Origin of the sequence: Streptomyces sp. CA-135486 (assembly GCF_050936555.1) — a bacterium.
In the GTDB taxonomy this organism is placed as follows: domain Bacteria; phylum Actinomycetota; class Actinomycetes; order Streptomycetales; family Streptomycetaceae; genus Streptomyces.
Map to the genome: position 1 here is coordinate 75801 of NZ_JBNJMM010000002.1, position 12908 is coordinate 88708.

Here is a 12908-nt window from a genome sequence, read left to right on the forward strand (position 1 = left end):
AATCAGGCTCCTTGAGCATTGGGCGAGGTCTCTGCTGCCGGACTCGGGGGTTCGGGGGTCGATCCCCGGGGAGGCACATCGGCGGCGGAGTGCCCGCCCTTGCTGCCACGCAAGGCGTCGCGCAGCATTTCGTGCCACCGCGGTCGCTTACGCGGCGGCACATGGTCCACACCACCCGGCGACCACGGATTGCACCGCAGGATGCGCCAGGCGGTCAGTGCTGTGCCCTTGATCGCGCCGTGCCGGTCGATGGCCGTGTATCCGTAGTGCGAGCAGGACGGGTAGTACCTGCAGACAGGCCCCAGCAGCGGGCTGATCGTCCACTGGTAGATCTTGATCAGAGCCAGCAGCGGGTACTTCATCGAGCGCCCCCTCCCAGCAGCCGCTGGAGAGCGGCATCCAGGTCTCGGGCCAGCTGTGCATGATCGGCGTCGCCCGCACCGGGCAGCGCCCGTACGACCACCAGGCTACCGGGGGGCAGCTCGGCGAGTCGGTCGCGCATGAGGTGGCGCAGTCTCCGCTTGACCTTGTTGCGTACGACCGCCCCGCCCACAGCCTTGCTTACAACGAAACCCGCACACGTCGGGGGAGCGCTCTCCCCAGGCGCGTGCGGGTCCGTTGCACCGCTGCGTAGATGGACGACGAGGAGCGGGCGGCCTGCCCGGCGTCCTCGGCGTACCGCAGTCGCGAAGTCCTCGCGCCGCCTCAGCCGATTCTCGGTAGGCAGCACGTCATGACCTGTACGCGATCAGGCGGACAGGCTGGCGCGACCCTTGCCACGGCGGTTCGCGAGAATCGCGCGGCCGGCACGGGTGCGCATCCGCAGGCGGAAGCCGTGGGTCTTGGCGCGACGACGGTTGTTCGGCTGGAAGGTGCGCTTGCTCACTCGGGGGCTCCAGAAATGATTGTGTGGTGGCGGGACATCGCCTGGCTGTCACCGTGCGCCCACGAGTAGCTCGCGTTTACGCCCGAGTGCACCGCTTCACGATCACAGACCGTGATCATTGCCCATCGGAGGCAGGCGGCAGCAGCCATCGACAACTCGACCTGGTTACGGTACGCGCGGCTACGCCATCCGGTCAAACCAGGGTCACGGCGTGCTCCACTGTGCACAGGCTGTGGACAACAACTTGAACCGCGCGGGTCGCCCTGACTACCGTGGCTGAACTCCAATTCCTTTCCTGCCTGTCTTCCCATCCCGTCCCGAGAACCACACATTCGTGGGACCTGCGAGAGAGCGTGCCTTGTGGCTGACGTACCTGCCGATCTTGCCGCAGTGTGGCCACGAGTGCTGGAACAGCTCCTTGCAGAGGGCCAGCAGGGCATCGAACCCAAGGACAAGCAGTGGATCGAACGCTGCCAGCCTCTCGCACTGGTGGCCGACACCGCACTTCTGGCCGTACCCAATGAATGGGGCAAGCGGGTCCTCGAGGGCCGGCTCGCCCCGCTGATCAGCGAGACCCTCAGCCGTGAGTGCGGCCGCCCGATCCGGATCGCGATCACTGTGGACGACTCCGCGGGCGAGCCTCCGGCCCAGCAGCAAGCCGCCCGCTATCAGGGGCCGCAGCACGACGAGCGGCAGAACGACCCCTACGACAGTTACGGACGCCGACCCCCCAGCGACGACGGACTGCCGGATGTGCGCCCTGCCTATCCCGAGTATCAGCAGCAGCGCCCGGAACCCGGCGCGTGGCCGCGTACGCAGGAGGATCTGTCCTGGCAGCAGCCCCGGCTCGGCGGCTTCCAGGACCGGGACCCGTCCACGGACCAATGGCGCGAGCCCTACGGCACCGCCCGGCCGCGCCCTCCCCAGCACGACTACCGGCAGCCGCAGCCGCCCGAGCGTGCGCAGTACGAGCAGCGGCGCCCGGAGCGTCACGAACTTCCCGACCAGGCCCCGCACCGCGGCGCCGGCTCAGGAGCGACCGGACCGCTCGGCGCACAGCCCTCGCCGGCTCCCCGCCCCGGTGAGCCGCATGCCCGCCTCAACCCGAAGTACCTCTTCGACACCTTCGTCATCGGCGCGTCCAACCGGTTCGCGCACGCGGCTGCGGTCGCGGTCGCCGAGGCACCCGCGAAGGCGTACAACCCCCTGTTCATCTACGGGGAGTCGGGGCTCGGCAAGACCCACCTGCTGCATGCCATCGGGCACTACGCGCGCAGTCTCTATCCGGGCACGCGGGTGCGGTATGTGAGCTCGGAGGAGTTCACCAACGAGTTCATCAACTCGATCCGCGACGGCAAGGGCGACACCTTCCGCAAGCGCTACCGCGATGTGGACATCCTGCTGGTCGACGACATCCAGTTCCTGGCGAGCAAGGAGTCGACGCAGGAGGAGTTCTTCCACACCTTCAATACGCTCCACAACGCCAACAAGCAGATCGTGCTCTCCTCGGACCGGCCGCCCAAGCAGCTGATGACGCTGGAGGACCGCCTGCGCAACCGCTTCGAGTGGGGGCTGACCACCGATGTACAGCCGCCGGAGCTGGAGACGCGCATCGCGATCCTCCGTAAGAAGGCGGTGCAGGAGCAGCTCAACGCTCCGCCGGAGGTGCTGGAGTTCATCGCCTCCCGGATCTCTCGCAACATCCGCGAGCTGGAGGGCGCGCTGATCCGGGTGACGGCGTTCGCGTCGCTCAACCGGCAGCCGGTGGACCTCGGGCTCACCGAGATCGTGCTCAAGGACCTGATCCCGGGCGGGGAGGACGCGGCCCCCGAGATCACCGCAAGCGCGATCATGGCCTCGACCGCCGACTACTTCGGTCTCACGGTGGAGGATCTCTGCGGATCCTCGCGCAGCCGGGTGCTGGTGACGGCCCGCCAGATCGCGATGTATCTGTGCCGCGAGCTCACCGATCTGTCGCTACCGAAGATCGGCGCACAGTTCGGCGGCCGTGACCATACGACCGTGATGCACGCGGACCGCAAGATCCGCGCGCTGATGGCCGAGCGGCGCTCCATCTACAACCAGGTCACCGAGCTCACCAACCGGATCAAGAACGGCTGACGACAGCGGCCGCAGCGGCCGCTGCGGCCGCCGAAGACGCCTTCGAGGGCGCCCCAGGACCTGAGTCCTGGGGCGCCCTTCGTCGTCCCCAGCCTGTCCCGCCGATGTCCGCTGTTCGAATCCGCGGCGACGGGAAGGTGTTCTCCACAGATCTGGGGACTATCTCCCATCCACAGCCTGGGGACTGGGAAGTTGTCCAGATTGCGTCCACAAGGGCGGTTGCTGAAACTTCATCACGCCAGGTCAGCAGGTTGTGGATTTGTGGCCAACCGTGCTCCACAGTCTGTGGACGCCGAGACCGTCCACAGGGCGTGATCAAGGTTGTCCACCGGCGGCCCACAGGCAGCACCGCGTTGCCCACAGCTTCTCCACACCCCTGTCCACTGTTCGGCAACGAAACACCAGAGATCACCGCGTCGAGTGAAAGGCGTCACACCAACGTGGTCGGTTGGGCTGTGGGGAACGCGGGTAAAGCTGGGGACAGCACTGGGGAGAAGTCCCCCGGGTCTGTGCATCGGATGTGCAGAACTTTCCGGCGTCCACAGAAACACCGGGTTGTCCACCGGCTCCACCCACAGGTCCCGTGGACAAAAAAACGGGTCTGACCTGCGCAGACAGGGTTATCCACCGTTTCCACAGGCCCTACTACTACTCCCACTTAGAGTTACCGGGGAATTCGCTTCGAAGAAGGCCCTGTGCACAACTCGAGCCCGGAGCACCCGACACCTCTTGCCACGACTTGACCCCGACCCGCACCGACTGTCGGTGCCGTACGTCAGACTGGTCCCCGGCGACACAGCCGACGACGAAGGCCAGCAAGGGCGAGCCAGCAACAGCAGGAGGCGGTTCCGGTGAAGATCCGGGTGGAGCGCGATGTACTCGCGGAGGCGGTGGCCTGGGTGGCCCGCAGCCTTCCGGCCCGTCCGCCGGCGCCCGTACTCGCGGGCCTTCTCCTGAAGGCGGAGGACGGCGCTCTCAGCTTCTCGAGCTTCGACTACGAGGTCTCGGCGCGAGTCTCCGTGGAGGCGGAGGTGGACGAGGACGGCACCGTGCTCGTCTCCGGCCGGCTCCTCGCCGACATCTGCCGCGCCCTGCCCAACCGTCCGGTGGAGATTTCCACAGACGGTGTACGGGCAACCGTGGTCTGCGGCTCCTCGCGATTCACCCTCCACACCCTGCCTGTGGAGGAGTACCCGGCGCTGCCGCAGATGCCGACCGCGACCGGCACCGTGCCCGGTGAGGTCTTCGCCTCCGCCGCCGCCCAGGTGGCCATCGCCGCGGGTCGCGACGACACGCTCCCCGTGCTCACCGGCGTACGCATCGAGATCGAGGGCGACACCGTCACGCTGGCCTCCACCGACCGCTACCGCTTCGCGGTCCGCGAGTTCCTGTGGAAGCCGGAGAACCCGGAGGCGTCCGCCGTCGCGTTGGTGCCCGCCAAGACGCTGCTGGACACCGCGAAGGCGCTCACCAGCGGTGACACGGTCACGCTGGCGCTTTCCGGCTCCGGTGCCGGCGAGGGGCTCATCGGTTTCGAAGGCGCCGGGCGGCGGACCACGACCCGGCTGCTCGAGGGCGATCTGCCGAAGTACCGGACGCTGTTCCCCACCGAGTTCAACTCCATCGCGGTCATTGAGACCGCACCCTTCGTCGAGGCCGTCAAGCGCGTGGCGCTGGTCGCCGAGCGGAACACCCCGGTGCGGCTCAGCTTCGAGCAGGGCGTGCTGATCCTGGAGGCCGGTTCCAGCGACGACGCACAGGCTGTGGAGCGTGTGGACGCCCAGCTGGAGGGTGACGACATCTCGATCGCCTTCAACCCGACGTTCCTGCTGGACGGTCTGAGCGCGATCGACTCGCCGGTGGCCCAGCTCTCCTTCACCACCTCGACGAAGCCCGCGCTGCTGAGCGGGAAGCCGGCGGTGGATGCCGAGGCGGACGAGGCGTACAAGTACCTGATCATGCCCGTACGCCTCTCGGGCTGACGCACACAAGGGCGTTGGGCCCGGTCGGCGGTCCGGGGTGGTCCCCCGGAACAACGCGGTACGCGTGAGCGGATGAGCCCGGGCGACTGAGCGCCTGACCCCACAGGTGTGCACCCGCGTCCGGGCGTAGGCTCGGTCGCGGGTACGAAAACTGCACACAACGCTTAAGGAATCTCTGATGGAGCTCGGTCTCGTCGGTCTCGGCAAGATGGGCGGCAACATGCGTGAGCGCATCCGCCGCGCAGGCCACACCGTCATCGGATACGACCGCAACCCGGACCTCGCCGATGTCCGCAGCCTTGAGGAGCTTGTGGGCAAGCTCAAGGGCCCGCGCGTGGTGTGGGTGATGGTTCCGGCGGGCGCCGCGACCCAGTCCACCGTCGACGAGCTGGCCGCGCTGCTCGAGCCCGGCGATGTGGTGGTCGACGGAGGCAACTCCCGCTGGACGGACGACGAGAAGCACGCGGTCGAGCTGGGCATCAAGGGAATCGGCTTTGTCGACTGCGGTGTCTCCGGCGGCGTCTGGGGCCTGGACAACGGCTATGCGCTGATGTACGGCGGCCACAAGGAGCATGTCGAGCGGGTGCAGCCGATCTTCGACGCGCTCAAGCCCGAGGGCGACTTCGGCTCGGTCCACGCGGGCAAGGTCGGCGCCGGGCACTTCGCGAAGATGGTCCACAACGGCATCGAGTACGCGATGATGCAGGCCTACGCCGAGGGCTGGGAGCTGCTGGAGAAGGTCGACTCGGTCACCGATGTACGCGAGGTCTTCCGCTCCTGGCAGGAGGGCACGGTCATCCGTTCCTGGCTGCTCGACCTCGCGGTCAACGCGCTGGACGAGGACGAGCACCTGGACAAGCTGCGGGGTTATGCACAGGACTCCGGCGAGGGCCGGTGGACTGTGGAAGCCGCGATCAACCACGCGGTGCCGCTGCCCGCGATCACCGCGGCGCTGTTCGCTCGGTTCGCGTCCCGCCAGGACGACTCCCCTCAGATGAAGATGATCGCCGCGCTGCGCAACCAGTTCGGCGGTCACGCGGTCGAGAACAAGAAGTAGCCCTGAGCCGGGGGAGGTCGGCGTACATCCATGCACGTCACGCATTTGTCGCTGGCCGACTTCCGCTCGTACGCCCAGGTCGAGGTCCCGCTCGACCCGGGCGTCACCGCGTTCGTAGGGGCGAACGGGCAGGGGAAGACCAATCTCGTCGAGGCCGTCGGCTATCTGGCGACGCTGGCCAGCCACCGGGTCTCGTCGGACGCTCCGCTGGTGCGGATGGGGGCGGACCGGGCGGTGATCCGGGCCGCCGTCACGCAGGGCGAGCGTTCCCAGCTGATCGAGCTGGAGCTCAATCCCGGTCGGGCGAACCGGGCCCGTATCAACAGGTCATCGCAGGTCAGGCCACGTGATGTGCTGGGGATAGTCCGGACCGTGCTGTTCGCGCCGGAGGATCTGGCGCTGGTGAAGGGCGATCCGGGCGAGCGGCGGCGGTTCCTGGACGAGCTGATCACGGCGCGCTCGCCGCGGATGGCGGGAGTGCGATCCGACTACGAGCGGGTGCTCAGGCAGCGCAACACCCTGCTGAAGTCCGCTGCCATGGCGCGGCGGCACGGTGGGCGTGGCATGGACCTGTCCACGCTGGATGTGTGGGACCAGCACCTCGCGCGGGCGGGCGCGGAGGTGCTGGCGCAGCGGATCGATCTGATCACGGCGCTGGAGCCGCTGGTGGAGAAGTCGTACGAGGCGCTCGCTCCCGGCGGCGGTCCCGTTGAGCTGGAGTACCGTTCCTCCGCCGGTGGGGAGGGCGGCGTTCACGGGCGGGACGCGCTGTACGAGCAGTTGCTCGGCGCGCTGGCCGAGGTGCGCAAGCAGGAGATCGAGCGTGGCGTGACGCTGGTCGGGCCGCACCGGGACGATCTTGTGCTCAAGCTGGGGCAGCTGCCGGCGAAGGGGTACGCAAGCCACGGCGAGTCCTGGTCGTATGCGCTGGCGCTGCGGCTGGCCTCGTACGACCTGCTCCGGGCTGAGGGCAATGAGCCCGTCCTGGTGCTCGACGATGTCTTCGCGGAGCTGGATGCGCGGCGTCGGGAGCGGCTGGCGGAACTGGTGGCTCCGGGTGAGCAGGTGCTGGTGACGGCGGCGGTCGAGGACGATGTGCCCGGGGCGCTGGCGGGGGCGCGGTATGTGGTGGCGGACGGGGCGGTGGAGCGGGTATGAGCGAGGACCCCGGCGGCGAGCCCGTCCAGACGCCGAAGGCGCCCGAGTCGTCGGGTGTCGACCTGGCGCGGGTAGCGCTGCGCGCGGCGAAGGAGCAGGCGAAGGCGCGGGGCGCGGCGGCGCAGCAGAAGAAGCAGGCCAGGCGGGGCGGCGGGCTGCGGTCGGGGGCGCGTGCGGATGGCCGCGATCCGCTGCCGCTGGGTGCGGCGATCAACCGACTGATCACCGAGCGGGGCTGGGAGACGCCGGCCGCCGTGGGCGGGGTGATGGGGCGCTGGCCGCAGATTGTGGGCGAGGACCTGGCGAACCACTGTGTGCCGCTGACGTACGACGATGATCCTGACGAGCGCGTGCTGACGGTGCAGTGCGACTCGACCGCGTGGGCGACGCAGCTGAGGCTGCTGGCGCCGCGGTTGGTGGCGCGGCTGAACGAGGATCTGGGGCACGGGACGGTACGGCTGATCAAGGTGCTGGGGCCGGGCGGGCCGCAGCGGGCGTACGGGCGGTTGCGGGCGCCGGGGAGTGTGGGGCCGGGCGACACGTACGGCTGAGATCGGGGGCCTCCCCCACCCTGCCGCTTCCCGAAACCCGGGGCGCCGCCCTGTGCCCCGCCCCACCCGCCCCTTTCACCTCGATCGCACCCCCCGACCCATGTGACGTGTCCCTCACCGTAGCCAGTGGTTGACAGGCCGAAGCGCTCAAAGCCCGTGTGAGCCTCCTGAAGCCCCTTCCCGGATATGGGGAGTCGGACCGTGATGGTTCAGGGCGGCACATGCGGACTCAGCTACCGGCAAACCCCCATTCGGGTCGGCGGTACCGGTAGACTGATAGACAATCCCGCCCACTCGCGGAACATGTCGAACGACGCAGCCGCTCCCGCCTGCCCGGAGAACGGCTGTGCTGTGCCAGAAAGGGCGCTTCGTGGCCGATTCCGGCAACCCCAACGAGAACATTCCGTCCACTCCTGCCGGTGGGAACGGCGAGGTAACCGCCTCGTACGACGCCAGCGCGATCACAGTCCTCGAGGGTCTGGACGCGGTCCGCAAGCGCCCCGGCATGTACATCGGCTCGACCGGTGAGCGTGGACTTCATCACTTGGTGTACGAGGTCGTCGACAACTCCGTCGACGAGGCCCTCGCAGGCCACGCCGACAGGATCGATGTCACGATCCTTGCCGACGGTGGCGTACGTGTGGTCGACAACGGCCGCGGTATCCCGGTGGGCATCGTCCCGTCCGAGGGCAAGCCGGCCGTCGAGGTCGTGCTGACCGTTCTGCACGCCGGCGGCAAGTTCGGCGGCGGCGGCTACGCCGTCTCCGGCGGTCTGCACGGCGTCGGTGTCTCGGTCGTCAACGCCCTGTCGTCCAAGCTCTCCGTCGAGGTCAAGAGCGACGGCTACCGCTGGACGCAGGACTACAAGCTCGGCGTCCCCACCGCCCCCCTCGCGCGGAACGAGGCCACCGGCGAGACCGGTACCACGGTCACGTTCTGGGCCGACGCCGACATCTTCGAGACGACCGAGTACTCCTTCGAGACGCTCTCGCGCCGGTTCCAGGAGATGGCCTTCCTCAACAAGGGCCTGACCCTGACGCTGACCGACGAGCGCGAGTCGGCCAAGGCCACCGCGGGCGCGGACGCCCCCGAGGAGCCGGACGAGGAGCCGCCCGCCAGGACGGTCACGTACTACTACGAGGGCGGCATCGTCGACTTCGTGAAGTACCTGAACTCCCGCAAGGGCGATCTGATCCACCCGACTGTCATCGACATCGATGCGGAGGACAAGGAGCGGCTGCTCTCTGTCGAGATCGCGATGCAGTGGAACTCCCAGTACACCGAGGGTGTGTACTCCTTCGCGAACACGATCCACACCCATGAGGGCGGTACGCACGAAGAGGGCTTCCGAGCCGCGCTCACGGGCCTGGTCAACCGTTACGCGCGCGACAAGAAGCTGCTGCGCGAGAAGGACGACAACCTCTCCGGCGAGGACATCCGCGAGGGTCTGACCGCGATCATCTCGGTCAAGCTGGGCGAGCCGCAGTTCGAGGGTCAGACCAAGACCAAGCTGGGCAACACCGAGGCGAAGACCTTCGTCCAGAAGGTCGTGCACGAGCACCTCACCGACTGGTTCGACCGCAATCCCAACGAGGCCGCGGACATCATCCGCAAGTCCATCCAGGCGCAGACGGCGCGTGTCGCGGCCCGTAAGGCGCGCGACCTGACCCGTCGCAAGGGCCTGCTGGAGTCGGCTTCGCTGCCGGGCAAGCTGAGCGACTGCCAGTCGAACGACCCGACGAAGTGCGAGATCTTCATCGTCGAGGGTGACTCCGCCGGTGGTTCGGCGAAGTCCGGCCGTAACCCGATGTACCAGGCGATCCTGCCGATCCGAGGCAAGATCCTGAACGTCGAGAAGGCGCGGATCGACAAGATCCTGCAGAACACCGAGGTCCAGGCGCTGATTTCGGCCTTCGGCACCGGAGTCCACGAGGACTTCGACATCGAGAAGCTCCGCTATCACAAGATCATTCTGATGGCGGACGCCGACGTTGACGGCCAGCACATCAACACGCTGCTGCTGACCTTCCTGTTCCGCTTCATGCGGCCGCTGGTCGAGGCCGGGCACGTCTACCTCTCGCGCCCGCCGCTCTACAAGATCAAGTGGGGCCGGGACGACTTCGAGTACGCGTACTCGGACCGTGAGCGCGACGCGCTCGTCGAACTCGGCAAGCAGAACGGCAAGCGGATCAAGGAAGACTCGATCCAGCGCTTCAAGGGTCTCGGCGAGATGAACGCCGAGGAGCTGCGCATCACCACGATGGACGTGGACCACCGCGTGCTCGGCCAGGTCACGCTCGACGACGCGGCGCAGGCCGACGACCTGTTCTCGGTGCTGATGGGCGAGGACGTCGAGGCGCGGCGCTCGTTCATTCAGCGCAATGCCAAGGACGTCCGCTTCCTCGACATCTGAGTCGGTCTGTCGCTGACCGCTTCGAAAGGATTTTGACCAGCAATGGCCGACGAGAACACTCCCGCCACGACTGAAGAAGAAGAGCCGACGCTGCGGATCGAGCCCGTCGGGCTCGAGACCGAGATGCAGCGCTCGTATCTCGACTACGCGATGTCCGTCATCGTCTCGCGTGCGCTGCCCGACGTACGGGACGGTCTCAAGCCCGTCCACCGGCGTGTGCTGTACGCGATGTACGACGGCGGCTACCGGCCCGAGAAGGGCTTCTACAAGTGCGCCCGCGTCGTCGGTGACGTCATGGGTACGTACCACCCGCACGGCGACTCCTCGATCTACGACGCGCTCGTGCGTCTCGCCCAGCCGTGGTCGATGCGCATGCCGCTGGTGGACTCCAACGGCAACTTCGGCTCTCCCGGCAACGACCCGGCCGCCGCCATGCGGTACACCGAGTGCAAGCTGATGCCGCAGTCGATGGAGATGCTCCGGGACATCGACGAGGAGACCGTCGACTTCCAGGACAACTACGACGGCCGTAACCAGGAGCCGACGGTCCTGCCGGCGCGCTTCCCGAACCTCCTGGTCAACGGCTCGGCCGGCATCGCGGTCGGTATGGCCACCAACATCCCGCCGCACAATCTGCGCGAGGTCGCGGCCGGCGCGCAGTGGGCGCTGGAGCACCCCGAGGCCACCCACGAGGAACTGCTCGACGCGCTCATCGAGCGGATCAAGGGCCCGGACTTCCCGTCCGGCGCGCTGGTCGTCGGCCGCAAGGGCATCGAGGAGGCGTACCGCACCGGTCGCGGCTCCATCACGATGCGCGCGGTCGTCGAGGTCGAGGAGATCCAGAACCGCCAGTGCCTGGTGGTCACGGAGCTTCCGTACCAGACCAACCCGGACAACCTCGCGCAGAAGATCGCCGACCTGGTGAAGGACGGCAAGATCGGCGGCATCGCGGACGTCCGCGACGAGACCTCCTCCCGTACGGGACAGCGCCTGGTCATCGTGCTCAAGCGCGACGCGGTCGCCAAGGTCGTGCTGAACAACCTCTACAAGCACACCGACCTGCAGACGAACTTCGGCGCGAACATGCTGGCGCTGGTCGACGGCGTGCCGCGCACGCTGTCGCTGGACGCCTTCATCCGCCACTGGGTGCACCACCAGATCGAGGTCATCGTCCGGCGTACGAAGTTCCGCCTGCGCAAGGCGGAGGAGCGGGCGCACATCCTGCGCGGTCTGCTCAAGGCGCTGGACGCGATCGACGAGGTCATCGCGCTGATCCGGCGCAGTGACACGGTCGAGGTCGCGCGCGAGGGCCTGATGGGCCTGCTCACGATCGACGAGATCCAGGCCAACGCCATCCTCGAGATGCAGCTGCGCCGACTGGCCGCCCTGGAGCGCCAGAAGATCGTCGCCGAGCACGACGAGCTGCAGGCCAAGATCAATGAGTACAACGCGATCCTGGCCTCGCCCGAGAAGCAGCGCCAGATCGTCAGCCAGGAACTGGCCGTCATCGTCGAGAAGTTCGGCGACGACCGGCGCTCCAAGCTGGTGCCCTTCGACGGTGACATGTCCATCGAGGACCTGATCGCCGAGGAGGACATCGTCGTCACCATCACGCGTGGCGGCTATGTGAAGCGTACGAAGACGGACGACTACCGCTCGCAGAAGCGCGGCGGCAAGGGCGTACGCGGCACGAAGCTGAAGGAAGACGACATCGTCGACCACTTCTTCGTCTCGACGACGCACCACTGGCTGCTGTTCTTCACCAACAAGGGCCGGGTCTACCGTGCCAAGGCGTACGAGCTGCCGGACGCCGGCCGTGATGCGCGCGGCCAGCACGTCGCCAACCTCCTCGCCTTCCAGCCGGACGAGCAGATCGCCGAGATCCTGGCGATCCGCGACTACGACGCCGCGCCCTATCTGGTGCTCGCCACCAAGGGCGGTCTGGTGAAGAAGACGTCGCTGAAGGACTACGACTCGCCGCGCTCGGGTGGTGTCATCGCGATCAACCTCCGTGAGACGGAGGACGGCAGCGACGACGAGCTGATCGGCGCGGAGCTGGTGTCGGCCGAGGACGATCTGCTGCTCATCAGCAAGAAGGCGCAGTCGATCCGGTTCACGGCGACGGACGATGCGCTGCGCCCGATGGGACGCGCGACGTCCGGCGTCAAGGGCATGAGTTTCCGCGAGGGAGACGAGCTCCTCTCGATGAATGTTGTGCGGCCGGGTACGTTCGTGTTCACTGCCACCGATGGCGGGTACGCGAAGCGGACCGCCGTTGACGAGTATCGCGTTCAGGGGCGTGGCGGCCTCGGAATCAAGGCAGCCAAGATCGTTGAGGACCGCGGTTCGCTGGTCGGCGCGCTGGTGGTCGAGGAGACGGATGAGATCCTCGCCATCACGCTGGGCGGCGGTGTGATTCGTACGCGAGTCAACGAAGTCAGGGAGACGGGCCGTGACACCATGGGCGTCCAACTGATCAACCTGGGCAAGCGCGATGCCGTGGTCGGTATCGCTCGAAATGCCGAGGCCGGCCGTGAGGCAGAAGAGGTCGAAGGGACCGTTGAGGTCGAAGGGACCGTAGAGGCCGACACCGAGGCGGCCGAGGTGGCAGTCGAGGGCACGCAGCCCTTGGCCGGGGAGCACGAGGAGTAAAGCGTGAGTGGAGCCACGGGCGCCGGATCGGCCGCTGCTGGAGCTGCTGGAGCGAACGGTGCCGGTGGCCCCGCCACGGACTCCCAGG

Annotated in this window: 10 protein-coding genes; 7 read left to right on the plus strand and 3 right to left on the minus strand. The window is 67.6% G+C overall.

Features of this window, described 5'->3' with window-relative positions; all coding sequences use genetic code 11:
• Positions 1-2: 2 nt before the first annotated feature.
• From yidD to rpmH, 3 genes are read right to left on the minus strand one after another with little or no spacing between them, the layout of a single operon-like run.
• Positions 3-362 (minus strand): membrane protein insertion efficiency factor YidD, encoded by a 360-nt coding sequence (gene yidD / locus ACQEVG_RS19395; RefSeq protein ID WP_432985653.1) that lies wholly within the window; start codon positions 360-362, stop codon positions 3-5.
• A complete protein-coding gene (rnpA, locus tag ACQEVG_RS19400) occupies positions 359-730 on the minus strand; it encodes a ribonuclease P protein component (protein ID WP_360867113.1) in 372 nt (123 codons plus the stop codon). Before rnpA ends, yidD begins: the two co-directional genes overlap by 4 nt.
• Positions 731-748: 18 nt before the next feature.
• Entirely contained in the window at positions 749-886 is a 138-nt protein-coding gene (rpmH, locus tag ACQEVG_RS19405) for a 50S ribosomal protein L34 (protein ID WP_006381191.1), read from the minus strand.
• A 360-nt stretch (positions 887-1246) separates the two neighbouring features.
• Here rpmH and dnaA point away from each other — a divergent pair, with 360 nt between their 5' ends.
• The 7 genes from dnaA to gyrA all read left to right on the plus strand — a co-directional run bounded on the left by dnaA (position 1247) and on the right by gyrA (position 12820).
• Entirely contained in the window at positions 1247-3007 is a 1761-nt protein-coding gene (gene dnaA / locus ACQEVG_RS19410) for a chromosomal replication initiator protein DnaA (protein WP_432985656.1), read from the plus strand.
• 851 nt (positions 3008-3858) lie between these two features.
• Positions 3859-4989, plus strand: a complete 1131-nt coding sequence (gene dnaN, locus ACQEVG_RS19415) for a DNA polymerase III subunit beta (protein ID WP_432985658.1) — start codon at positions 3859-3861, stop codon at positions 4987-4989.
• A gap of 178 nt (positions 4990-5167) precedes the next feature.
• Complete coding sequence (gene gnd / locus ACQEVG_RS19420) at positions 5168-6046, plus strand: phosphogluconate dehydrogenase (NAD(+)-dependent, decarboxylating) (RefSeq protein ID WP_432985660.1); 879 nt, start codon at positions 5168-5170, stop codon at positions 6044-6046.
• A gap of 30 nt (positions 6047-6076) precedes the next feature.
• Complete coding sequence (recF, locus tag ACQEVG_RS19425; protein WP_432985662.1) at positions 6077-7204, plus strand: DNA replication/repair protein RecF; 1128 nt, start codon at positions 6077-6079, stop codon at positions 7202-7204.
• Positions 7201-7755 (plus strand): DUF721 domain-containing protein, encoded by a 555-nt coding sequence (locus ACQEVG_RS19430; protein ID WP_432985664.1) that lies wholly within the window; start codon positions 7201-7203, stop codon positions 7753-7755. Before recF ends, ACQEVG_RS19430 begins: the two co-directional genes overlap by 4 nt.
• A gap of 346 nt (positions 7756-8101) precedes the next feature.
• A complete protein-coding gene (gene gyrB, locus ACQEVG_RS19435) occupies positions 8102-10168 on the plus strand; it encodes a DNA topoisomerase (ATP-hydrolyzing) subunit B (protein ID WP_432985666.1) in 2067 nt (688 codons plus the stop codon).
• A gap of 42 nt (positions 10169-10210) precedes the next feature.
• Positions 10211-12820, plus strand: coding sequence for a DNA gyrase subunit A (gyrA, locus tag ACQEVG_RS19440; protein WP_432985668.1), 2610 nt, complete (start codon positions 10211-10213; stop codon positions 12818-12820).
• Positions 12821-12908: the final 88 nt, after the last annotated feature.